The organism is Paenibacillus sp. 3LSP, from assembly GCF_032465655.1.
Lineage (GTDB): Bacteria > Bacillota > Bacilli > Paenibacillales > Paenibacillaceae > Fontibacillus > Fontibacillus barengoltzii.
In genome coordinates this window covers 1-24,345 of record NZ_JAWDJI010000045.1, presented here as the reverse complement: position 1 = coordinate 24,345, position 24,345 = coordinate 1, and the positions used below count along the sequence as shown (strand labels likewise).

At 51.9% G+C, this 24,345-nt stretch carries 20 protein-coding genes; 9 read left to right on the top strand and 11 right to left on the bottom strand.

All coding sequences use genetic code 11. The annotated features are described in order from the left end of the window. Positions 1 to 41: 41 nt before the first annotated feature. A complete protein-coding gene (locus tag RW092_RS02425) occupies positions 42 to 2,027 on the bottom strand; it encodes a methyl-accepting chemotaxis protein (RefSeq protein WP_316009421.1) in 1,986 nt (661 codons plus the stop codon). A gap of 82 nt (positions 2,028 to 2,109) precedes the next feature. After that, positions 2,110 to 3,174 carry a GGDEF domain-containing protein gene (locus RW092_RS02420; protein WP_316009420.1) on the bottom strand — a complete coding sequence of 355 codons (1,065 nt, stop codon included), beginning with the start codon at positions 3,172 to 3,174 and terminating at the stop codon, positions 2,110 to 2,112. Positions 3,175 to 3,366: 192 nt separating this feature from the next. Between RW092_RS02420 and RW092_RS02415 the strand changes: the two genes are divergently transcribed. After that, positions 3,367 to 4,125: a threonine/serine exporter family protein gene (locus RW092_RS02415; protein ID WP_016313221.1), complete on the top strand. Its 759-nt coding sequence runs from the start codon at positions 3,367 to 3,369 to the stop codon at positions 4,123 to 4,125. Positions 4,126 to 4,153: 28 nt separating this feature from the next. Beyond that, positions 4,154 to 4,612, top strand: a complete 459-nt coding sequence (locus tag RW092_RS02410; protein WP_085278439.1) for a threonine/serine exporter family protein — start codon at positions 4,154 to 4,156, stop codon at positions 4,610 to 4,612. A 15-nt stretch (positions 4,613 to 4,627) separates the two neighbouring features. Here RW092_RS02410 and RW092_RS02405 read toward each other — a convergent pair whose 3' ends face one another. Continuing rightward, positions 4,628 to 5,488 (bottom strand): GNAT family N-acetyltransferase, encoded by an 861-nt coding sequence (locus RW092_RS02405; protein WP_316009419.1) that lies wholly within the window; start codon positions 5,486 to 5,488, stop codon positions 4,628 to 4,630. A gap of 229 nt (positions 5,489 to 5,717) precedes the next feature. Between RW092_RS02405 and RW092_RS02400 the strand changes: the two genes are divergently transcribed. Beyond that, a complete protein-coding gene (locus tag RW092_RS02400; protein WP_316009418.1) occupies positions 5,718 to 6,641 on the top strand; it encodes an AEC family transporter in 924 nt (307 codons plus the stop codon). A 61-nt stretch (positions 6,642 to 6,702) separates the two neighbouring features. Here RW092_RS02400 and RW092_RS02395 read toward each other — a convergent pair whose 3' ends face one another. The 3 genes from RW092_RS02395 to RW092_RS02385 all read right to left on the bottom strand — a co-directional run bounded on the left by RW092_RS02395 (position 6,703) and on the right by RW092_RS02385 (position 10,723). Then, positions 6,703 to 8,034 (bottom strand): extracellular solute-binding protein, encoded by a 1,332-nt coding sequence (locus RW092_RS02395; protein WP_316009417.1) that lies wholly within the window; start codon positions 8,032 to 8,034, stop codon positions 6,703 to 6,705. A gap of 137 nt (positions 8,035 to 8,171) precedes the next feature. After that, positions 8,172 to 8,969 (bottom strand): response regulator transcription factor, encoded by a 798-nt coding sequence (locus tag RW092_RS02390; protein WP_016313226.1) that lies wholly within the window; start codon positions 8,967 to 8,969, stop codon positions 8,172 to 8,174. Continuing rightward, positions 8,966 to 10,723 carry a sensor histidine kinase gene (locus RW092_RS02385; protein WP_016313227.1) on the bottom strand — a complete coding sequence of 586 codons (1,758 nt, stop codon included), beginning with the start codon at positions 10,721 to 10,723 and terminating at the stop codon, positions 8,966 to 8,968. Before RW092_RS02385 ends, RW092_RS02390 begins: the two co-directional genes overlap by 4 nt. A 201-nt stretch (positions 10,724 to 10,924) precedes the next feature. Between RW092_RS02385 and RW092_RS02380 the strand changes: the two genes are divergently transcribed. The 4 genes from RW092_RS02380 to RW092_RS02365 all read left to right on the top strand — a co-directional run bounded on the left by RW092_RS02380 (position 10,925) and on the right by RW092_RS02365 (position 15,477). Next, positions 10,925 to 11,647, top strand: coding sequence for an HAD family hydrolase (locus RW092_RS02380; protein WP_316009416.1), 723 nt, complete (start codon positions 10,925 to 10,927; stop codon positions 11,645 to 11,647). Positions 11,648 to 11,822: 175 nt separating this feature from the next. Beyond that, a complete protein-coding gene (locus RW092_RS02375; RefSeq protein ID WP_316009415.1) occupies positions 11,823 to 13,289 on the top strand; it encodes a spore germination protein in 1,467 nt (488 codons plus the stop codon). Positions 13,290 to 13,298: 9 nt separating this feature from the next. Next, entirely contained in the window at positions 13,299 to 14,381 is a 1,083-nt protein-coding gene (locus RW092_RS02370; RefSeq protein ID WP_316009414.1) for a GerAB/ArcD/ProY family transporter, read from the top strand. Then, on the top strand, positions 14,374 to 15,477 hold the full coding sequence (locus RW092_RS02365; protein ID WP_316009413.1) for a Ger(x)C family spore germination protein: 1,104 nt from the start codon (positions 14,374 to 14,376) through the stop codon (positions 15,475 to 15,477). Before RW092_RS02370 ends, RW092_RS02365 begins: the two co-directional genes overlap by 8 nt. A gap of 18 nt (positions 15,478 to 15,495) precedes the next feature. On the opposite strand, the gene RW092_RS02360 is transcribed toward RW092_RS02365, so the two are convergent. Together RW092_RS02360 and RW092_RS02355 are read right to left on the bottom strand one after the other, a co-directional pair. Then, positions 15,496 to 17,502 carry a GTP-binding protein gene (locus RW092_RS02360; RefSeq protein WP_410055502.1) on the bottom strand — a complete coding sequence of 669 codons (2,007 nt, stop codon included), beginning with the start codon at positions 17,500 to 17,502 and terminating at the stop codon, positions 15,496 to 15,498. A 1-nt stretch (position 17,503) separates the two neighbouring features. After that, positions 17,504 to 18,682: an SGNH/GDSL hydrolase family protein gene (locus RW092_RS02355; RefSeq protein WP_316009411.1), complete on the bottom strand. Its 1,179-nt coding sequence runs from the start codon at positions 18,680 to 18,682 to the stop codon at positions 17,504 to 17,506. Positions 18,683 to 18,865: 183 nt separating this feature from the next. Between RW092_RS02355 and RW092_RS02350 the strand changes: the two genes are divergently transcribed. Further along, entirely contained in the window at positions 18,866 to 20,677 is a 1,812-nt protein-coding gene (locus tag RW092_RS02350) for a stalk domain-containing protein (RefSeq protein WP_316009410.1), read from the top strand. Between the two features lie 80 nt (positions 20,678 to 20,757). Here RW092_RS02350 and RW092_RS02345 read toward each other — a convergent pair whose 3' ends face one another. The 3 genes from RW092_RS02345 to RW092_RS02335 form a co-directional block, all read right to left on the bottom strand. Continuing rightward, positions 20,758 to 21,507, bottom strand: a complete 750-nt coding sequence (locus RW092_RS02345) for an amino acid ABC transporter ATP-binding protein (RefSeq protein WP_316009409.1) — start codon at positions 21,505 to 21,507, stop codon at positions 20,758 to 20,760. A gap of 12 nt (positions 21,508 to 21,519) precedes the next feature. After that, positions 21,520 to 22,179, bottom strand: coding sequence for an amino acid ABC transporter permease (locus RW092_RS02340; RefSeq protein WP_016313236.1), 660 nt, complete (start codon positions 22,177 to 22,179; stop codon positions 21,520 to 21,522). Positions 22,180 to 22,265: 86 nt separating this feature from the next. Then, positions 22,266 to 23,051 carry an amino acid ABC transporter substrate-binding protein gene (locus RW092_RS02335; RefSeq protein ID WP_016313237.1) on the bottom strand — a complete coding sequence of 262 codons (786 nt, stop codon included), beginning with the start codon at positions 23,049 to 23,051 and terminating at the stop codon, positions 22,266 to 22,268. A 980-nt stretch (positions 23,052 to 24,031) separates the two neighbouring features. On the opposite strand from RW092_RS02335, the gene RW092_RS02330 reads away from it, so the two are divergent. Beyond that, positions 24,032 to 24,345: transposase (locus tag RW092_RS02330; protein WP_316009408.1), on the top strand; the 314-nt coding region annotated here is incomplete at its 3' end.

Sequence of the window (24,345 nt, the reverse complement as noted above, 5' to 3'; positions counted from 1 at the left end):
GCCTTCCATGTCCTATGGAAGGCTTCTTCAACCTAATCACGTTAATCTTTATAAACTTTAAACTTACTTACCAGAGCCTGCAGCTGTTCAGCCATCCGGCTTAAATCCGCCGAGGAGGAAGAGATTTCCTCCACAGACGCCAGCTGTTCTTCTGCCGCCGCAGAGATCGTTTGGGTGTTGCCCGCAGTCTGCTCCGAAAGCATGCGAATTTGCTCAATCGCATCTCGGGCGGCCTCACTTTCCCCTGCAACCTCCTGCATCGTGGCAGCAGCAGCTTCGACGGCTTCCGCCGCATTCATCACCGATTGGCTGATCGCAATAAACGATTGTCCCGACAAATCAACGGCTTCCCGGCCTTCGGTTACTTTATGCTGAATGTCGATCATCGCAGCCGCCGCATGATTCATCTCGTCCTGAATGCGGGTGATCAATTCGCGGATTTGGTCTGCCGAATGGCTTGAGCCTTCGGCCAGCTTGCGAATTTCGCTCGCAACTACCGCAAAGCCGCGACCTTCTTCCCCGGCTCGCGACGCTTCGATTGCCGCGTTCAGCGACAGCAGGTTCGTCTTCTGTGCAATCTCCGCCATCACAGCCGCGATGCCGCCAATTTGCTCCGCACGTTGGTTTAATGAGTTGGTGATGTCTGTCAGCTTCGTAACCGTTTGTTCAACGTCACGGATCTTATGTTCGGCGCCTTCCACCAGTTGGGTTCCTTCTTGAGCTGAGTTGGCCATTCCTGCCATTGTCCGATTAATTAGCTGCATATTGCCGGATACGTATTCCACCTGCTGAACCATCGTATTTACGCTGGTTGCGCCGCGTTCTACGCTTTGCATCTGCTGCTCGCTGCCGGCAGCAACGTCCTGGATCGCTACTGTCACATGTTCAATCGCCTTCGTGGTCTGCTCGGATCCAGCGGAGAGTTGCTCCGCTGAAGCGGAAACGTTATCGGTCATCTCCCGGACTCCTTCAACCATTTCACGCAAACTATCAACCATCTTCTGGAAGTTAGCGGCAAGTTCTCCGATTTCATCCCGGTTAAATCCATCCAACTTTTCCGTCAGGTCGCCTTGGCCAAGGATCGCAGTCGCCCGATTTAATTTACGGATCGGAAGCAGAACCGAACGGATATTAAAGATGATCAGGAGGGCTCCTCCAACTATCGAAAGGACGACAACAAGGATGGACGTATTGCGAATGGCTGCCGTTTGCTGGGTCACCTCGTCTTTATTCATCGTTCCGCCAATTTTCCATCCCGTCAGTTCATTGGTCAGGAACTTCATTTTATATTTTTGGCCGTCCATGCCGTATTCGAAGGTTCCCTCATCCGCTGCGAACATTGGAGCTGCAATGGTATCATCCGCTGCTTCTCCGAGGCCGCCCTTCGGATTCACAATCACATTCTTGGTATTGTCGAGAATCAGGATGTATCCTTCTTCTCCTACTTTCATGCTTGCCAGATTGGAGATGCTGGTTAAGTTCAGGTCGAGTGAAAGAACGCCTTTCCCATCCCGAAGCTTCTTCGCAACGGATACGACGGTATTCCCGTCAGCAGAGAGATAGACGGGTGTAACCACGGCCTTGGAGCTGTCCATCGCCAGCTTATACCAATCCCGCGTTCTCGGGTCATAATCAGCTGGCAATTCCTCATCTTTACCAAGCAACATCCCGCCTTGATTAGTTCCAACATAGATATTAATAACTTCTTTATGCAAGCCCAAGTACTGACTAAGTCGATTCTTCACCGCCGTTCCACCCGACGCCAGGTCCGCCTCAACAGATGCCGTTTCGAGCCCAAGTTCGTTCACGAAATAATCCAGATCCGATCCTACGCTCTCAATCTCATTTGTGATCAACGAATTTGCCGTTGACACGCTTTCTGCCGCGCTGTACATGATCTCCTCTTCGATGTAATCACTTGCTTTCCAATAGGTTGTACTTGAGATCACCAGGCTCGGAACTAGCAGGATGATCACAAACGTGATGATGAGCTTTTGACGAATGGAAAATGATAACTGTCGACTCACGATGATATGCCCCCTAAAATCGCTTCAATAGTCATTGGAATCCGCCTTGAACAGGTAAGGTAATGCTTACTTAGCGCATGGTCTATGTCACGTATACCCGGTTTCGTCCTGCCTCCTTCGCTCGATAAAGTGCCTGATCTGCCTTGAGGAATAACTCCACCTCATCAACATTCGGATAGGTTGCACTTCCTCCCGAGATCGTTAGCTTTAATTTCTCCCCATCCGGCAAAACAAAAAGATGGTTCTCCACATTGCGGCGCAATCGTTCGGCAATCACTTTGATTTGGTCCGCATCGCAACGATCTACCAAAATCACGAATTCCTCGCCGCCCTTGCGGGCAATGTGATCTCGCTGCGAGAACGTCTCTCGCATTACATCAGCGATTTGCAGCAGTACAGCATCGCCCGCCAGGTGACCATACTGATCATTGACACGCTTGAAGTAGTCAATGTCGATGATTAGCAGAGTGAACGGAATGTTGTCGCGCTGGGCGGCCGCGATTTTTTGCTCCATTTTCTTTGCAAAAGCCCGAGAATTGTATAAGCTCGTCAAGAAATCTCGGTTCGCCGCTTCCCTCATCTTACGAATGGAGTCGTCCTTGTTCCGGAGATAATGCAGAATGGAAAATGCGATCACACCCGCAATAAAGAACAGAGGCAAATATAACCCCATCTCCAAATAGGGAAAGCCGTCGTACAGAATCCAAGCGATCACCACCATACTCACCGAACTTAACCCAAGCACCAGGAAGAGACGCGGCATCGTTGTCTTTTCCTGGCGCAAGAAGAGAACCCCAATGAGAAACGTCACCGGCGAATTCAAGGCAGCGATCACAGCGTGCGTTCCGAACTCATGCAGAAACAACCGATAAATCATGATCAACAGCGTCGTAATCGCTCCCGAAATGCCGCCTCCTAAATAAACGGAGATCAGGATGGGCAACTGCCTGAAATCGACCACTATATGCCTGGAGATCTGAAAATGGTAATGCATCAGAAGCACGCCCAACAGCCCAGAAACAATGCCCAGTGCGAGCCGTGTCCCTAACGCCTTTTGCAGGCGTTCGGTTAAGGCGCTTTTTACTATATGTCCAAAAAGGATTCCCGTCGTCAGCAGTGTTAAATTATTCAGTAAGCTTTGCAGCATCAAATGTTCCTCTCAGGTGTATATAAAGTATTATGTAAGTAGTGCTAGCATAACATATTAAAGCGACAAAAATAAGATATTTCTACTATTTTTCGATTTTATTCGACATCTTTAGACACCTTCTGTCGACTGCGTTTTTCTGCCCTGCGGGTCATGATATAATGACGTCAGATTGTTGAAAGGGTGACGGTAATGAATGACATGGCTGCGGTCCAAGGACAGGAGCCTGTACAGGTGTGTCTATTGGCGGGAAAAATCATGCTTCAGAGCGGAGCGGAAACGTATCGCGTGGAGGATACGATGACTCGGATGGCCGATGCACTGGGACTCTCCGGCTCGCATAGTTATGTGACCCCGACGGGGATCGTCTTTCAATCCGGCGAAACGGAATCTGCCAAGCTGATCCGCATCGTGGAGCGGACGACCGACCTGCAGAAAGTGTCTGCAGTGAACGACATCTCCCGGAAGCTGCACAGCGGGGATATCACAGCAGCAGAAGCTCATGCCTTGCTCCGCGAGATTGAGTCGGAGAAGCACGCTTATCCGATGCCGCTGCAAATGGCGGCTGCGGCCTTGTCCAGCGGCTGCTTCACCTTGATGTTCCGCGGCCAGGCGGAAGATTTCCTGCCAGGCTTATTGTGCGGCGGAGTAGGATTTGCCGCGTATTTGCTGTTCCATCGGCTGGTGAAGGTGAAATTTTTCGCCGAGTTTACCGCAGCGCTGATCATCGGTCTGTTGGCCACGGGGTTCGTGCAGATATCGCTAGGCCGGGACTTGGATAAAATCATTATCGGTTCGGTGATGCCGCTCGTGCCGGGACTGCTGATCACCAATGCAGTCCGGGACCTGATGGCTGGACATCTCGTGTCCGGGTTATCCCGGGGAGCGGAGGCTTTTCTTACCGCCTTTGCCATTGGAGCCGGAATTGCCGTCGTCTTCACTTTGATTTAAATCGCACTTAAAGGGGACCTATCGTCCAATGTACATACTCGTTCATCTGCTAATTAGTTTTATCGCTTCAGGGGCTTTTGGCATCCTCTTCAACGCCCCCAAACGAACGCTGCTCCAATGCGGCCTGTCCGGTATGCTTGGCTGGCTCGTCTACATCCTGCTGGAGCCAAGGATGGAGAGCGTATTTTCAACCGTTGCGGCTACGTTCTTGGTTGGCGTCTTGAGCCAGCTGTTTGCCCGCGTTTACAAGAAGCCGGTCATTATCTTCAGCGTAGCGGGGATTATCCCTTTGGTTCCGGGCGGGCTCGCGTATGATGCGATGCGGCGGTTCGTGGAGAATGAATACAATTTGGCTGTGGAGCTCGCCGCCAAGGCCTTCCTCCTATCCGGTTCGATCGCGATAGGGCTTGTCTTGTCTGAGGTGCTCGGCCAGCTCTTAATTCGGCGAATCCCGCGGCAGACTCGCAAGCGAACAGCCAAACCTTAAAACGGCGCTAACCGCTTATCGCGGCAGCGCCGTTTTCATCCAAAACATATTCATATACACCAGCTCAAAACCGCACTTCAACATGTTCGCATGGCTGACCGAAGCAAACTCCACATCGGTGTAAACCCGTTTCAGTCCGAGCTTCCTCGCCGTTTGCAGCCGATGCCGAATCAGCGATGTTTGGATACCGCGATTCCGGTACGCCGGGAACGTATAATCGTTGGCTAAATACCCGGTATCGCCGCGCACAAACAAAGAACCCATTCCTGCCGGCTCCCCTCCAAGAGAGGCAACGTAATTTCGAAAATCGTCCCGATAGTAATACCGGATCTTCCGCTTCACCATTCCTTCGTCCAGCGATGAACCGTCCCCGCCGCGTGATCGCTCGATCAACTGGATAAAAGCAAGAGCCTCTGCTTCGTTAGAGACCTGAGCCATGTGAATTCCTTCCCTCGATTGAGCTCGTTCCGAAGACTCTAATCCAAGGTTTTCCTTATCGAACTCATGCTTGAGAAAAGCGAGCTGAAGCCTCGGCACGAAGCCTTTAGCGGCCAACGCCTCCGCCACTTCGCTGGTTTGCCGGTCCGGGCTCAGGTCAAAGCAAGGATCGATACCAGAGGCAGCATACTTCCCAAGAATCTCCGGCAGCCGCTCCAAATCGGCAGGGCCAAAGCCAATCACACGATTGTAATAACTGGATAACGGGGATAACTCGTCCAACAGCAGCGTCGTCCCGCCGATTTGTGTCACTGTAAAATGAGATTCCTTCAAATACAAAGAACGTTCGTTATTAAACTTCGTCATCTCCATCTCCAGTTGAATCAATCGTTCCACATCGCGAAGAACAGGATGAGGCTGTCTGGAAGGAGTCATCATAGGCGCTTTCTCCTTTTCACGTTCTCACTTCATTCATTTTGTATACAAGTCTTTTATTATCCACTCAAGCAGGTGCTATGATAACCTACCTGCAGCAGCAGATCAATTTGCATCTTCTACACAGCGGCAGGCGTGATATAATAACTAGCGACTGCCATTAAACGGTATTCGATTCCAGATCCGCGTCTAATTCTAGATTAGCGCATCAGAAAGAAGTGAACAGCAAGAGATGATCGGCGAGATTGTATTAGATGTCGTTTTGCCTATTTTTATCCTCATTGGATTAGGCGCCTTGATGCAACGCGCCTTTAAGCTTGATTTGTATACACTGGCCAAAATCAACTTCTACTTCGTGACACCTGCCGTCGTCTTCGTCAGCATGTACGAATCGGAGATGTCCGCCGAGCTGCTGGGAAGCGTGACAGCATTTTACGTTTTGTACGTCCTGCTGCTCTATGGGGTCAGCCGGCTCGTCAGCTGGCGTCTGAAGTTTAGACCTGGCATGCGGGCCGCCTTCACCAACAGCTTGATCCTCGACAACTCCGGCAATTACGGATTGCCGATTAATCAGCTGGCCTTTAAAGGTGATCCGTTGGCTACTTCCGTTCAAGCGCTGGTCATGACGTTCCAAAGCCTGGTCACGTTCACCTACGGCGTGATGTCCGTGCAACGGGCCAAATCCGGCGGTACGCTGAAGGCCGCGTTGATCGGGTTTCTCAAGATGCCCGTACCTTACGCCTTGGTGCTTGGGATGGCGCTGCACTTGCTTCAATGGCCGATTCCTTATTTTGTATCTAAGCCGCTTGGCTACATCGCCGACTCGATGGTAGCCATCGCCCTGCTGACGCTTGGCGCTCAAATTGTCAAATATCCGCTGCGGCTCGACCGGATTGAAGTCTATGTGAGCGTCGTTCTGCGTCTGTTGATTGGCCCGGCAATCGGGTTCATCTTGGTATGGGTGCTGAACCTCAAAGGAATTCCGGCCCAAGCCCTGCTGATCGCTTCCGGTATGCCTACCGGTGTCAACAGCACCATCCTGGCGGAGGAGTACGACAACGAACCCGATTTCGCCTCTCAAACCGTGCTGATCTCCACACTGCTGAACATCATTACGATGACGGCGCTGATCTCCCTATCTAAATACGTCGGCTAGTCCCCAAAAATAAGAACCTTGCGCCAATTGGCGGAAGGTTCTTGCTTTAAGCCCGGATTCTTTATTCATCTTGCTGCAATGCGGCTTCATGCTCCTTCACGAATTGCTCCGGCGTCACCGCTTTACCGAACAAGGCTTGGATCATATTTAAATGCGTCTGGGCCGCGTTCCATTTCATTTGCACGTCGGCAAATAAGGTCAGGTTGCTGGCCTTGTTCAGCTCATCCAACAGATCGATGTAGAGCTTGGGTAAATCCGAAGCTGTCGTATCCACCTTGGTTGCCGGAACGACCCCGGCCGTGCTAACCGACTCAGCTCCCCACTTACTAATGAAATATTCCACGAACTCCTTCGCTTCGTCTTTGACCTTGGAGTTTTCCGCAACGAACAAACCAACCCCCGGTCCGCCTACCCAGCTATTAATGTCCCCATTACCGCCGGTGAAGGTTGGGAATTTGAAGAACCCAACATTGTCTTTAAATTGCTGAGGGACGTCCGGATTACTTGTAAAGTTAGGCACCTCCCAGGTTCCCGCCAAGAACATGGCGGCATGTTCTTTGATGAAGACCATTTTACCTTCTTCATTAGACAAGCCGTTAAAGCCTTTATTAAAAGCGTTCATATCCACCAGCTTCTGAATTTCAGCCGCCGCCTGAATCAACGCTGGATTCTCGAAGCTGCCCGTGCGATCGATGGCCTGCTTCAGCGTTTCCGGTCCGCCGATCCGGTCGGCCAGGTACATATACCAGATCGAGCCCGTCCAACGATCCCGGTTCCCCAGCGCGATGGGGGTGACCCCTTTGATGTTCAGCGTGTGAATCACGTCCAGGAACTGATCGTAGGTCTGCGGCACTTCCAAATTGTATTTATCAAAAATTGCCTTATTATAATAAATCGGTGAGATGTTCAGTTCGATCGGCAAGCCGTACGTTTTGCCCTGTACCGCATAGGCATCAGTGGCCCCCGGTACGAATTGGTCCTTCAAACCGCGTTCCAACACATCATCAAGCGGGGCAAACAGATCTCCCTTCACGTAAGGGTCCATGAAACCCGCCGCCCAAGTGACACCAACGTCAGGCAGTTCGTTCGCCGCAGACAGTATTTTTAGTTTGTTTTTGTATTGCTCATTTTCCATCACTTCTTGCTGTATGGTGATATTCGGATGCTCGGATTGATATTGGTCAATGATCTCATTTACCAGTTTATTTTGCTGCGGAGAGGAACCTGCCGGCCACAGATGCATGAATTGGATCGTGACCTTCGCACTGGCCGCCGATGCTTCATGGTCATCCGCCCCGCCCCCTCCTGCCACCTTGTCGCCTACGCAACCGGTAAGTCCCAACAACAGGAGAAGCGCAATCCACAGAATGGATGCTGTTTTCTGGTTGGACATGCTTTAGCCCCCTAATTATCTCGGCTATTCGTGTAACCGCTTCAATCCAAGTTTATCACGTTGATGATTCCGCTTCCATAGCACGCGAAGCTGAACCCCCATTTCGCCGCAAAGATCTGTGACAAAATGGTCAAGGCTTAAGCGTCATCTTCCGTCTCTTTCGTCTGGCTGCGGTATTTGCTGGGACTCATTCCTTCGTAATTTTTGAACACCTTGATAAAGTACTTGTCGCTTTGATAACCGACACGCTCCGCAATCTCCCCAACGGACATCGTTGTCCTTAGCAGCAGCTCCTTGGCACGGAGCACCCGCAATCGGGTGATATATTCGCTGAAGGTAAGCTCGGTCTGCTCTTTGAACAGCACGCTAAAGTAACTTGGATTCAGATGCAGATGATCGGCCACCTGACGCATCGTAATCGGCTCGTGCAAATGTTCGTCCAGGTAGTTCAATGCCTCCTGGACCTGAGGCGTATATTGCGTATCCGTATCCTTGGTCTCCAGCAACCGTGGATCCACCAGTTTCTCCATCGTTTCGATCCGATGCCGGTCGTCCTCTACCCGCAGCGCCTGCTCTACGGCTTGAACCAGCTTATGCTTGTCCACTGGCTTCAGCAAGTAATTAACGACGCCGAGCTGCATCGCTTTTTGCGCATATTCGAATTCCGCATAACCCGAAATGATGATCGCCACCGGCTTGAAATGCTTATGGCGTTGCTGCATCTCAATCAACTCCAGCCCGCTGATGCCAGGCATGCGGATGTCCGTGATGAGCAGGTGAGCGACATTGTGTTCAAGCCAAGCCAGCGCCGCCTGTCCGCTGTCCGCTGCCTCGATCCGGTATCGGCCGGCAGACCAGGCTTCCAATGTTTTCGTAAAGCCCTGTCTTGTTCTCGGTTCATCTTCCACCACAAGTATGGTTTTTGTCTGCTTCATACCGTTCCCCCGTAATCACTAGGTATTTCAAAGCTCACGGACGTTCCTTCGCCCGGGCGGCTGGTTACTTGCAAACCGTGCTTCTTCCCTTGCTCATCATAATACAAACGCAACCGCCGGTGTACATTCACAATCCCGACGCCTGTCCCCTTCGAGGAGATGGAAGGCCCGCCTTCCATCGCTTGCATTAAGCCGCTTAACGTCTCCTCATCCATGCCGGGACCGTTGTCCTGCACAGTGATTTTTAAGTACCCTTCCTTGTTTGAGGGTTCAACACATACGCTTACTTTGCCCTGGCCGAGTTGCTTTTCAACCCCATGCCAAATCGCGTTTTCCACGAGCGGCTGAATCAGAAGCTTAGGAATTTTCACGTGGCGGAATTCGCCGGCATCAATGGACCAGGTTAAGCGTTCTGCAAGCCGAATATCCATCAGCTGCAGATAACGTTCCACATGCTCCAGCTCGTCCTCAATCGTCACCCACTCGTCCTGGTTGGGACTGCTGATAATGTACCGGAACAAGCTGGACATGCCGACGACCAGGTTGGCCAACTCCTCCTCTCCCTTATCCTCCAGTGACCAATAGAAGGCCTCCAGCGTATTAAACAGGAAATGAGGATTGATCTGAGCCTGCAGCGCTTTTAATTCGGTTCGGCTCTGCAGAAGCTCCTTCTCATAAACGACGCGGATCAATTCGTTCATATTATCGACCATTTGGTTATAGGAATTGTTCAGCTCGTTAATTTCCATCGTGCTTGAGAACATCGGGTTCCGCTGAAGCACCCCGAATCTCGCCCCGCGCATCGCCTTGATGAGCCGGAAGATCGGGCGGGTAATCATCGTCGACAGCGACAGCGACATGATCAGGAACAGCAGCACCCCGATGGCTCCCGAAGCGAGGACAGCTGTGCGCAGCGCGGAAATCCCGCTGGTGACGTAGCTCATGGGTGTGAAGAAGACCAGCGTCCACCCGGTTGCTTTAGAGGCTTGCTTGACCTCGATAAACTTCTGTTCGCCGATGGTGATATTTTTCCCCTCGTTGCTCAGCAGTTCCTTCACATTTAATTCTTCCGCAGGGAAGCTGAAGTTGGTTGCCACAGGACGTTGATTCCCGTCGACCAGCAGAATATACTCCCCCACATCCTCGTCGATCTGATCATGAATTTGAAAATAAGTCCGATCGAGCCGCACCATCAAATATCCCCCGGATGAAAACCAGCGGTCGAGCAAGCTCACCCGGCGCAGTGCCAGCACGGTGGACGGATCGCGCGGATCGATCCCGATCCAGACAAGCGAACCTTTGCCCCAATTCGCTGCATTAATCCATTCCGAGTCGATCGTGTCAATCAACTGGGTTTCGTTCAGCGGGAACAAACGGCGGTAATCATTGGTATATAATTCCAGCGACTTGATGCCGGTCACATAAGCCTGATAGTCACTAAACAGCGGTAGCAGCGATTGGCGCGAACTAAAGGGCGTCTCCTTCCCTTGCACCTCAGCGAGCAGCAGCCTCTGAACGTAAGCATCGGTGGCGACCTGCGTGGTCAGCGTATTGATCTGGGCAATCAGTGCATCCAATCGACCATTAGCCTGCATCGCGGTTTGACTGATATGCTTCTCCGCATTGGTTTGCAGCAGCGCGGACATCCGATAATAAGTGAGTACGCTGGCGATGCCCAGGACAAAAATCATCAGCAGCATAAAACTGATGAAGATTTGATTTCTTAAGGTAAACCATCGTTTCGGCTTTTTCACGTCCGCTCCAAACCTTTCCGCCCAAAGTATACAGTCCGATCCCATCATATCCGAAAAGGACCGGTCGAACTATGGATTTTTCGAAATTGTCACGTATAATGGGAAGGCGACGGCTCCCGCAGCCAGGACAATACATAAGCATTTTATAGGAAAAGGCCGCGGTTTTCTACTGCGGCTGGTAAAGAGAAGGGGATCATCACAATGAACGCAATGACTTCAAACCGCGCGATCTTTTTTGACGTAGATGATACGTTATACGACCATCTGCAGCCTTTTCGCGAGGCACTGGAAGAAATCCTGCACACCGGGCCGGACTTCCCCTATGAATCAGCGTACCACCGAATGCGTTATTACAGCGATTATCTCTCTGCCCAAGTCGGGGGGACGCCCACCCACGGACATGAGCTGGAATCAATGCGCACCGAACGTTTCGTACGTTCCTTAGGGGAGTTTGGGCTTTCGCTGACAACCGATCAAGCCGCAGCGGTACAGGCCGCTTACCTAAGCCGTCAATTTGACATTCATCCGTTCTCCGGAGCGCTGGAGCTGATCGGCGAACTTAAGGCGCGCGGCGCTGTTGTCGGAATCATTACGAACGGGCCGCCGGACCATCAATGGCGAAAGATCCGGGCACTCGGGGTCGATCGGCTGATTCCTGCCGAACGGGTCTTCATCTCAGGGGCGGTAGGTTTAACGAAACCGGATGCCCGCTTGTTTAATCTGATTGCCGGGAAGCTGGAGATGTCACCGGATCAGTGCTGGTATATCGGAGATTCCTGGCGTAACGATGTCGTGGGAGCGGCCGGCGCCGGCTGGCACTCCATTTGGTTTAATCACCGCGGCATCCAGCCCGAATCAGATCCGCATCTCCCCCATACCCCGGTTATCAGTTATGCTGAATTATCCCGGCTGTTGCTGAAGTGAATCCATAGAATAACCATACATAGAATGCTGCGAACCATCGCAGTATTCTTTTTTTTGCACTTGTTCTGTCCCTGTCCCAGCAAAACTGCATAGTTCGATCAATGCTACACACAATAGAAGAAAATACCTCAGTTGGAGGAATTGCGCCTTGAACTCCCGATTATTGAAAACTATCATGACGATGGTAAAGCATAAACCAGAGCAACAAACATCACATCTTACTGAGCCTCAAGCCCCTGGTCCGCTCACTTTGGAGCGGGTGTTGGAGGAATTTAACGGGTGTTCCGATCTATCGCATCGGTCGTATCCGTCCATCCAGGCTGACATTATCTACTTTGATCATTTAGTCGACAACCACAAGTTTATCAACAACGTGATCATTCCGCTGGAAAATATTCAAAGGGAGGAACTGGGAGCTCTCTTGCAGCAATCCCAGTTCGTGCGCGAAGAAGAAACGAAGAACGTGATTCAAGGGATTTTGGAGGGCGAAGCCGCTCTATTTGTACCTCAGGGGGTTTATTTAATTTCGGCTTACGGTCCCGACGTCCGATCCATCGAGCAGTCTGAAACGGAATCTGTCATCGTCGGCCCGCATGATGCCTTTAATGAATCGCTGGATACCAATCTGTCCATTATCCGCCGCAGGCTGAAGAGCAATCGTCTGAAAGTTGTACAATTTGAAGTCGGCGAAGTGTTCAAAACGAAGGTATGTATGCTTTATATCGACGGATTTGCCAATATGGACTTCGTCAATCGGATGTCGGAGCGGATTCAGGGCATCGAGTACAGCGGTGTTTTGGATGGCAGCATGTTTTTACAGATGATCGAAGACTACCCTGCCACCATTTTCCCTCTGTATCTGAGCTCAGAGCGCCCCGATGTTGCCGTATCCAAGTTGAATGAAGGCCGGGTGCTTGTGCTCTTGGACCAGAGCCCGTCGGTCATCATTGGGCCTACAACCGTATTTGAATTTTTCACCTCGCCTGACGATTATTACAGCCGCTGGGCTGTGGGGACGTTTCTTCGACTGTTGCGCTATGTCGCCTTTATTCTTACGCTCACCTTAACTTCGATGTATGTATCAATCACAACGTACCATTACGAGATGATTCCGCAAAATTTGCTCGCTTCGATGTCTGAATCGCGCAGCCGCGTCCCCTTCCCTCCCGTCCTGGAGGCGCTGTTGATGGAAACGACCTTGGAGTTGCTGCGAGAAGCTGGGGTTCGTCTGCCTACCAAAATCGGGCAAACGATCGGTATCGTTGGCGGTATCGTGATCGGTACTGCAGCGGTGGAAGCCGGGTTTACCAGTAACATTCTGATCATTGCCGTTGCAATGTCCGCCATCGCTTCCTTCGTCATTCCCAGCTACACGATGAGCGGTTCGATTCGACTGATTCGATTCTTGCTGATCATCTTATCCGGGATGCTCGGGAACTTCGGATTTATGTTCGGCCTCGGGCTGGTGATTATCCATCTGTCCAAGCTGACCAGCTTAGGTGCGCCGTACACCCTTCCGCTCGCGCCGATTAAACCGGGCGATTGGAAGGATACCTTTATCCGGGGCCCCTTCTGGATGTTGTCCAAACGCCCAACGCAATCCCGTACTCCCAACAAAACGTCCAACAAAATGAAGAAATAGGTGACTCCAGTGGAACGGGAAAAACTCAATCGCTTCCATATCGCCCTGATGGTGTTCAATACCCAAAGCGGTGCCGTCCTGTTCACTCTGCCGCGCCTCACGGCCCACGATTTCGGGACCAACGGCTGGCTGATGATCCTTCCTATGTTCGTGCTGGTGACGCTGAACATTATGCTGATCTCTGCGGTGTACCGAATGGGCCGAGGCCAATCAATATTTGACATTCTCAGCGCTTCACTGCCGCGATTCCTGCTAATCCCTCTATATGTGCTGTTATGGGGGTTATTCAGCATGAGCGGTTGCCTTGTCATCAAGCAATACGCTTTGATATATCAGATGCTGATCTTTCCGGCGACCTCTGACCTCATTCTCAAAACCTTCGTGGACGTGCTGGTGGTTCTCTACATTACTAAAGGGATCTATACCATGTCTAAAGCGAATGTCATCTTCTCGCTGCTCCTGCTGTTGCAAATTCCGCTGATCGTACTCTTCGTCCATGAGTTTGATCTCTCCCGCTTTACTCCTTTTTGGCTTAAGGAAGGAGCGGATATGTACGAGGGGCTGAACAACCTGTACGGCGCGTTTTTGGGATACGAGTTGTGCCTGTTTCTTTTTCCCTATGCGGAAAAAAACAAAAAATGGTTGAAATATATCCATCTAGGAAACGGAATTACCATGTTCGTGTATCTGCTCGTTTCGATTATGGCTTACGGCTTCTTCGGTCATCACGCTCTGGTCCATTCGTCGTTTCCGATCCTCGATATGTATGCTTATTTACGGTTTCCGTTCATTGAACGCATCCAGAACTTTCTCTTCAGCCTGTTCTTGTTCTCAATCGTGCAGACGGCAGGCATGTACTATTGGGCCGGTCAGGAGGCGTTGGCGCAGGTCTTTCCCCAAATCCCCTGGAAGGTGATCGTCTTCGTTTCCATGGTTGCAACCATCCTTGTAGGGATGATCCCCAAAACCTTAATCGTCGTAGAGTCTTGGTCCAGCTATTTCACCTTTGTACAGATAGGTGTTGCCTTCGGGCTCCCGTTGCTGCTGATTGTGCTTCTACTCATGCAAAGGAGGTTGAAGAAACATGCTTAGACGATTTCTGTTCGCTGCCGTTCTCATCCTTGTACTCACCGGCTGCAGCCGGGACCAGCGGATTCTGGAACGAGTTGGTTATATTGAAACGGCCGCTTTTGATGCGGCTCCCGAGAATAAGATTAAGGCTACGGTCAGCATTCCGCTGGTTTCGCAATACGCCCGGGATGGCAAAACAACCGACGAATTGCTGTCAACGATCGCTTCAAGTCCAAAGCAAGCGAGGGAGGCCTTGTCGTTGCGGACCAGCCGAATCATTGCCAGCGGACAAATTCGCACCTTTTTGATCGGTGAGGAGTTAGCCCGCCGCGGCTTCTGGCCGTATTTAGATACGTTTCTGCGCGATCCCAGCATTTCCATCCGAACTTCAATGGTCGTCGTCGAGGGAGATGCCGGGAAGATCATCAGCCAAGAATATCCGCGGCATACCAAGACGGCGAACTATATCAACAAGCTGTTGCAAAAAGAATACTCAATACAATCGCTCCCCCGAACCTCGTTGTACGAATTTACCCGCGATTACTTCGATGACGGGGAGGATCCAATTGCCGCCTTAGTCCTGGAGAAGGAGAAGGATATTACCATCAGCGGCATCGCCTTGATGCGGGATGATCGAATGATTGCGAAGCTGCCGTGGGAAGACGTTTACCTGTTCATGCTGTTGTATTCGAACCTGCAAGAGGGCGAGTTTACCCTGACGACGGAGCATCCCGACTTGAAGGCGATTTCCGTCAATGCGGTAAAAAGCAAACGCCGGATCGTGATTACGAAGAACACGTCCGGCGATTATGAAGCGAATATTTATTTGAAGATCTATGGAAGTGTGGATGAGTACATTGGCAATGCAAAACTAAGCACCTCTGAACGGACAAAGGTTGAAAAGCTGGTCAGCGAACATATCGTTTCGGAAGCGCTGCGGGTGATCAAGACCATGCAACGCCACCGCACCGACGGGATTGGGCTCGGGAAATATGTGCGCAACAGCATGAGTTATGATGAGTGGAAAAAGACCGATTGGCATGAGATGTTCAGCCAGCTTCCGGTCAAGGTCCATTGTTCCTTCTACATTAAGCAATTCGGTTCCTATTTCGACTAAGATGAACCTGTTGATGAACTACCCTTGCAGTGCTTTGCGCACACTGAGAATATATTTCGCCTGATCTAACGGATTAACCCCTCGCCGAACCCGCTCGGCGTGCACATCCGGCGGGCACGGTTCATAGCCGGCAAAGGAGGAAGCAAAGGTGCTGCGTCCCTTGGTGTACGAGCTAAGTTCAATCGGATAATCCAGCGAAGTCGAGAGCGGTACATGCCCTTCAATCAGCACCCGTTCTCCTTGCAGCTGAGGCGGCTCGAACCGGCCGCGCATCTGCACGAGGTCATTCATTACCCGACCGGCATTCTCTTCGGGGACAACGATGCGGACATGCAAAATAGGCTCCAGCAATTGGGTCCCGGTATTCGCCAGCCCATTCATAATTCCCATCGGCGTGGCGACAGCAAAATCCAGCGGATGGGTATGCCATACGTGATGCTGGCCATAGACCAACGTCACCTTCAGATCAGTAACCTCCCAGCCATACAGCCCTTGCTGCAACGCCTCAGGAACACGGCGCGCCACCTCGTTCTGATATTGCGGCAGCAGATCCTCGTCCCGCACCCGGGCTTCGTAGACCAAGCCGCTTCCCCGAGGTCCGGGCTCGATCTGGAATCGCAGGATCGCCCAGCACGGCTTCGGCATCGTATAAGCGATGAACCCTTCCCCGGCTTGCTTCGGTGTTTCTTTATAAATGACCGATGGCTTCCCAAAGGTCACCTTCAAGCCGTAACGGGATTCCATGACGCTGCTTAACACTTCCAGCTGGATCGGCCCCATCACCTTTACGTGCAGCTCTCGTTCTTCCTGCAGCCATTGCACGTCCAGCAGCGGATCTTCGTCGGACAGCTCCTGCAGCGCTTCCGCTACGGCGCGGTATTCTGCTTCGTTGGCTGGATGAGCCTGTACCGTAAGCAGCGGAACGGCCAGCTTCGCTTCAGCCGGCACTGCATCCGGCCGCCCCAGTACATCGCCGATCCGGACGTGGGATAAGCCGCAGACGGCCGCGATATCGCCTGCCCGCAGCAGACCGATATCTTCCGAACGTGTTCCGTCGATTTTGCGGATCTGTGTCACCTTCTCGCTGAGGTTCTGCGTATAGTTGTATACGGTATCGCGATTGCGGAGGCTGCCTTCATAAAGGCGAACATAAGCCATCCGGCCCATCGTCTTGTCGCGTTCGATCTTGAACACGACGCCGGAGGGCGGGGCCTCCGGATCCCCTTCCGCCGGAGGGAAGTAGCGCACCATGGCATCCAGCAGCTCAGCGATACCCATTCCCTTCGTCGCCGCCCCGTACAGCAGCGGATAGATTCGGGCAGATCTCGCTTGCTCCTCCGCACAGCGTTCCCAGCGTTCCTCCGCGACCTCCTCCCCGCTAAGGTAGGCCTCGAGCAACGCCTCGTCTCGCTCGGCCAACGCTTCGATCAAGCCGCTCCGCGCCGCCGTGAACGCCTCAAGACTTCCCGCATCAGCCGCCGCCGCTTCACCTCCCGCGCTCCACAAATCCGCCGCTCCTTGATAATCCTGCCACATCCCCAGCGGATGCTGGACTGGAACGATGTCCGGGGACAGATATTTGCGTGCTTGCGCCAGCACCGCATCAGGGTCCGCGCCAACCCGGTCCATTTTGTTGACGAATAGAATCGTTGGAATTCGCAGCTTAAGAAGCGCGTTCCAGATCATTTCCGTTTGGGCCTGAACGCCTTCTACGGCGGAGATCACCAGCACCGCGCAATCCATCACGCGCAGCGAACGCTCCACTTCGGACAGGAAATCGACGTGGCCCGGCGTATCAATCAAGTTCACCTGCGTACCTTTCCAAGTAAAATTCGTCATCGCCGCACGAACGGAAATCCCGCGCTGGCGTTCAACTTCCAGCGAGTCCGTCAGCGCGGTGCCGTCATCCACACGGCCCGGCGTCCGAATCCGCCCGCTGGTATACAAAATATGTTCCGTCGTCGTTGTCTTGCCCGCATCGACATGGGCAAAGATCCCTACATTCAGAAGAGGGGTGCTCATCATCTCAGCGCTCCCGTTCATCATCACTGAAGTACCACGCCAAGAATGCGTCGGCCACGACCTTGCCTGCCGCTCCATTCGGATGGGGATCGTACTCCGAGCTCATGAATTCCGGACGCAGCCGGTGATCCTGCGGCGCGGGCTGGGACAGATGAACGGCCATGTCAAAGACGCGGTCAACGCCCGGAAGCGAGGCGGAGCGGATATGATCATTGACCCGCCGCCAGACCTGTTCCCGCTCTTCGCTGAAATTAAATGGCGGAACGGTGAACAGGATTATTTCCGTAGTCGGATCGTTTTGGCGAAGTAAGGAAACGATGGTCGTCAGGTCGGCCAGCAGCTCCTCTGAAGTACGGGCGCCGATATCGATATCGTTAACCCCAAGCGCCAGGATGATTTGGGTGTTCGTCCCTGGAGCCTGCCCCAGCTTCACCTTGTTCAGCCAGGCCCGATCGGCGGCAGCATCGTAGGCTCGTGCCCAGCCGGAGCCAAGGTTCCATACAGCATAATCATTGCCTAAGCCATCGGCAATTCGCGCCGCCCAATACTCGTAACCGTCCCGGCGAGTCCTTACGCCTTGCGTAATCGAATCACCAAGGAAGATGAGGCGTTGCTGCACCGGCTTTGCGCTGGCAATCAATGCGGGCATGACCAGCAGATTCTCCGACTGCACAAAGCCATCGGCAGCAGCTTGATCCGCACATGCTCCCGGCGCATCAAACGCCATTACTAACATCTGCTCGGTATTGTAGGGAACCGTTTTGCCTCCAGACTCCGTTGAAATCGTCCAAGTAAACGCCAGCAGATGGCCTTCCGGCAGGTCGATCTTGACCGGATCGCTCCAAAACAACTCCCCGGGGGCAACCGCTTTGACTTCGTTGCCGCCGTCAAACGTAACGCGTACCTGTGAACCGGGCACGACCGAACCCTGCGGTTCCAAGCCGCCGTCCCCGACGTAAGCAGCTTCGATTCGCCACTGTCCGCCATATTCCCCGCCGCGGGCAACCGAACCGGTATCCCATGTGGAGTCGATGGCATTGCTATGCCAGAATCGGAGCTCTTGTGCTCCGTTTTCTCTTAATTTAATATAGGTCCGGTAGGTATGAGTGAACTTGTCCGGACGCTCCATGATATAATTGCATGCCGTCGAAACGACGGTGGCCGATGCATATTGATCTAACATTTCCTAGGTTCCTCCATCCTGCTGGTGTAAACGTCTTCTTTTTGATTCTACAACAGGGTTGTCAAAAATGCTCGCGTTACCTCCTAATTGCGCTAGCTTTGACATAGCAACTTTTACAAGAGTTGAAGCGTCTAGTCATTAGATGACATCTTGTGTCTGGTTTATTGAAGGGAGAGTTTCGTATTGAAGAAGAAAATCATGTTGCTGCTATTAACAGCATGTCTAGGGCTGGGAACAGCCGGAGTTCATGCCGCTGAGAAAGCTAGCAGCCCAGTCCAAGGAAGCAGCAGCAGTTCGCTGAAAGAGGCGTTCAACGAGCTGGCGATCATTCCTTACGACTATCAAAGCAAAGCGTTTTTGCAAGGACAGAAGACGGATATTAGCGGAGATTATGAAGTCGTCCAGCGTAACGGGCGCGTCCTCGTGCCTATTCGTCTGATGGGATACTTGGCCGAGCATACCACCGGGGCCAACCAAGGGTATTGGGAAGTCGTCTGGAACGCAAAGACGCCGGACGATGTGGTCCTCCGGAACGTAACACTCAAGCGAACGGTCAAATTCAAAGTGAACAGCAAGACCATGCTTGTTAACGATGAATCGGTGAAGCTCGACGTGCCGCCGCAAAAAATTGGCGGGCGGGTTATGTTACCTCTGAGGGATGCCGCGACCGCACTTGGCAAACAGATCGCTTGGCTGGATGGGTTGATTCTGATCGGCGATACGCCGATTAACCTGAAGCACCCGGATACGCTAGCAGTCAAAGATTCGATTAAAACACAACTGACCGATCGACGGAAACGGGTGGACTATGAGAAGATAGCGACCCCGTTGACGCAGTATGAAACCGACGTCTATTACATGAAAACTGTATACCTGAACAACGGTGCTTCCGTAGAAGAGCAGCTTTTCCGGAAATCGGGAAGCAACAAAGCGACGCGAGTTCAGGTACCCGGTACACCAGTGTTCCATTCGGGAAAACGGATCGGCGATCTTTTCTACTACGTGTCCACGGTGAAGAATCAAGCGTACCTGTACGCCTATGACCTTAAAAAGCAACAGGCCGAAAAAATCGCCACGCTCGGCGATTGGCGGCCGGAGGATGGCTGGCTGACGGATGTATGGAAATCAGATAACGAACTATTTGTTAACCTGCATGTCGGCGATTTAACGATGGGCGGGGACATGTTGTACCGGGTGAAGAACGGAGCATTGCAGGAGGTCTTGTCGGCGAAAAGTTTGGCCGGTCTTGCCTCAGACCGGGAAGCCCTGTACTATACCGATTTCCGGTTTATGACGGAAGTGGCGAACAACTTGAGCCGGTTTAACATGACAACCGGAGAGAAGGAATTGCTCGGAGAGCCCGGATATGCCTACGGCGTGGCCCGTTCGGTGGAAGAAAACGGCGGGGTCGGGTACAGAACCGATTCCTCGTTGGTGCTGAAAAACGGAGCCCTTTATACGATCGGCTTTAATGACAGCGATCCGAAGGATCCGAACTCCGTGTACCAGATCGATACAACCGGCCGGGCACATGTGAAGCTGGCCGCGGGTGCAAGCCAATTCTGGGTGATTGGCGAGCAACTGTATTATCTAGAAGACAGCTCGGGTCACTTGATGCGCACCGGGTTAAATGGCGGAAAGCCCGCCGTTGCCTTGTCGTCACGGAACATTTCCCAGATCCGGATGTATGAGAACGTATTTTATTATACGTCCGCCAGCGGCACGGACATGGAGTTATTCCGGTTTGACCCAGCAACAGGTCAAGAGAAGAGGCTGGCTGCTCTGGCGCCCGGTGCGACGGCTGATACGACCTTTGAGGTCAGTAAGTCCGGTGTCTACTACGTATCCCACGGTTATGAGCCCGGCATATACCATATTGCTGCCGACGGGAAACAACGTCGCTTGTCCAAGGATGCCGTGGACCAGTACGTTCTGACCGATTCGGGCATGATTTATACGTTGATTTACAAAGAAGGGGTTTACTCGGTGAAATAAAATAGGGTGGTAAAAAACGGCGGCAGCCTCAAACTTCGTAGTTGAAGTTCCGAGGCTGCCGCCGTTGTTGAATTTAGTGATCACAGCACCCGCTGCAAAAAGGACCGCGTACGCTCATGCTGCGGCGCACCAAACAGCTGCTCCGGCGGGCCGGACTCGATAATCTCCCCGTCCGCCATAAACATCACGCGGTCGGCTACCTCCCGCGCAAAACCCATCTCATGCGTGACGACAATCATCGTCATCCGCTCTTCGGCGAGCTGCTTCATCACCTGCAGTACCTCGCCCGTCAACTCAGGATCCAGCGCAGAGGTCGGCTCGTCGAACAGCAGGATCTCCGGGTTCATCATCAGGGCCCGGGCGATGGCAACCCGTTGCTTTTGCCCCCCGGACAAGTTAGACGGATAGACCTCCGCTTTATCGGAGAGCCCCACTTTCTCCAGCAACTCCGTCGCTTTAGAGCGGATGTCGGCAGACGGCTGCCTTTTTACCAGCTTAGGCGCGAGCTCCAGGTTCCCGCGCACCGTAAGGTGCGGGAACAGATTAAAATGCTGGAACACCATGCCCATGCGGGTAGCAATTTCCTTGAGCTTGGCGCTGCCGGCATACCGCCCATTGTCAACCAGCGGCTCCCCGCCAATCCGGATCGTCCCCCCATCAATTTCCTCAAGATGGGCCAAGGCGCGCAGCATCGTGCTCTTGCCCGATCCGGACGGCCCAATCACCGCCAGCACTTCGCTCGCAGCGACATTAAAGGAAATGTTTTTCAGCACCTCCAGGTGGCCAAACGATTTACGTAAATGCTCGACTTGAACGATTGCTTGATCCATGATTCCAGCCCTTTACTCAAATTTGAACTTCCGTTCCAACGCCTTAAACAGCACGGTCAACACCAATGTCATCAACAGATATAACACGCCTGCAAGTACAAAAGGTACGATCGTAAAATCCCGGTTGACGGCCGTTTGCGCGAAATGCAGCAGCTCGGGAACAGCCACTGCATAAAGCAGCGCTGTATCCTTGATCAGCGTAATCGACTCATTGGAGACAGCGGGCAGCGCGATGCGCAGCATCTGCGGCAACACGATTCGCGTTGTCGTCTGCCAGCGGCTAAGCCCTAGCACCTTTGCGGCTTCATATTGTCCTTTGTCAATCGCCAGCAAGCCGCCCCGGAAGATCTCGGCGAAGTACGCCGCGTAATTCAACGTAAAAGCAACGCAAGCAGCAACAAACCGATCCATGACGAGGTACTCGCCGATACCCGGGATAACCGGCAACCCAAAGCAAACGAACAGCATTTGCAGCAGCAACGGCGTACCGCGCATGACGTAAATATAAGCTCCGGCAAACCAAGCGACCGGCTTGATTCGGCTGCGAACCATAAAGGTAAAGGCGAAGCCCAGCGGAATCGAGGTCACAATGGCAAGCAGAAACAGCCAAATCGTCGTTTTCGTTCCTTCCAGCATCGGCCCTAGGATACTTAACAAATACTCCAGACTCATGATCGCTCTCCTCGGAACATCTTGAATTTTAACTTAATCAGCAAAAAACCGGATTCCGAAGCAATCCGGTTTCTACGCTTTCGTATCTACTTCAGCACTTTATCTTCGCCAAACCATTTCTTCGAAATTTCCGAAGCGGTACCGTCCTGGTTCAGCTCGTCGAGCGCTTTCTGCAGCTTGTTCAGCAGCTCCTCGTTGCCTTTCTTCACGCCGATGCCGTATTCTTCAGGCGCCAGCGACTCATCCAGCAGCTTAAACGTACCTTCTTCTTTCGCCATGTAGTATCTCGCTACAACTTCGTCGATTACAACTGCATCAAGCCGTTTCGTTTTGAGATCCGTAAGTGCAAGTACGTTGTCCGGGAACTCCGAGATCGTTTTGATCTCGCTCTTGATCGGAGCTGCATCCAGCGCATCCGCTGCGGAAGACAACGCCTGCAGACCCACTGTCTTGCCAGCTAGATCACTCAACTGAGTAATTTCCGAATCGGCCAGCGTTACGACCACTTGGCTATTTTTCAAATAAGGCTTCGTAAAGAGGACCTTGCCCTTGCGCTCCTCCGTAATTGTATATCCGTTCCAGATCAGATCGATCCGTCCGCTGTTTAACTCAGATTCCTTAGCCGACCAGTCGATCGGCTGGAACGTGGCTTCCATTCCCATTTTCTCCGCCGCCGCTTTAGCGTAGTCAATATCGAAGCCCACAATCTCGTTATTTTCATCGCGGAATCCCATTGGTGCAAACTTATCATCGATCCCAATCACCAGTTGATTATCCTCTTTCCCGGCTCCCGACCCTGAACACCCGGCCAGCATCGTCAACACCAGAGCCATCACGAGGCTCATCAAAACCATTTTTCTATTAACTTTCATCTATCTCTCTCCCCCTGAGTAATACTATTAGCTCAACTCAAAACACCGCTTTAGTTCGCTAATACGTTATCAGACTATCATAATACCATACTACCAGAAAAGAGTCGATAGAATCCCAGCCGTTTGTCAGAAACTCCCGAAGTAATGTGACAGGTCTTCGAACAATTTTCACGACCGCTTGACTGACTTGACCACACGAATACTTGAACGCATGAACCCATCCTGCTCGAACCCATGACTGATGAATTGAACGTATGACTAATTGGACGTATGACTGATAGAACCCATGTCTGATTGAACCCTTGACTACCTAACCGCTTGCCCTTTTACACCATTATCCCTTTCATTCAGTACTTTCATTCAGCATGTAGAGATCGAGAAAGAGAGGCGCCCTTCGCGTCTTATTTCTCAATTTAATTTCGCCCTATTGGTCCTATGGCGCTTCTTTCACTTCTTTCTCTACTTTCTCTACTTTCTCTACTTTCTCTACTTTCTCTTTTTCCGCTATTTCGTTATTATCGTTATTTTCGCTATTTTCATTTCTTTCACTTCTTTCACTTTTTTCACTTCTTTTACTTCTTTCGCTTTTTGCGCTTATTTTGTTTATTTCATTTATTTTGCATATTTTATTTATTTCTTCTATTGTGCCTTTTTAACTTTTTTCGCCTTATTGCGGCTCTTCGCGCCTTAGTACGCCCTGCTGTGCCTATTTGCATCATTATCCCTTTTGATCAGAATTGAGAGATTAGGGGGCTTCTCCCCCCAGTCCCACCTTTTGCACGATTATCCCTTTGATTCAGAATTGGCGAATCGATCAGGGGGATTAAACTAAGGCTGCACAGTGATCTGAACATCCACATTTTTCGTGAAGATTTGGGATTTTTTAGTTGATACAAGAACGTATGTTTGCTATAATGAGAAAAAAGGGAACGCACGTGCGTATTCAGTGACTAGAGGAACTTCAATTGGAGGGATCGGACATGGAATTAGGTACGAGCATGGGGCTTAAATCTATCAGTAGCCGTTTTCAAAGCGAGGCCGACTGTATCGAGGCGATTATCGCGATGAAGTGGCCAAATGGCTTTGTCTGCCCGCGCTGTGCTTATACCGAGTGCACCCGTCTGTCCACTCGACATATTCCTTTATTTGAATGCGGAAAATGTGGCTATCAAGCCTCGCCTTTGGTCGGCACCATTTTTGAAAGAACCCATTTGCCTTTGGTGAAATGGTTCCAAGCATTGGAGCTGTTCCTGCTCCCAGATGGCATCTCGGCGCTGCGGTTGAGTCAGGTGAT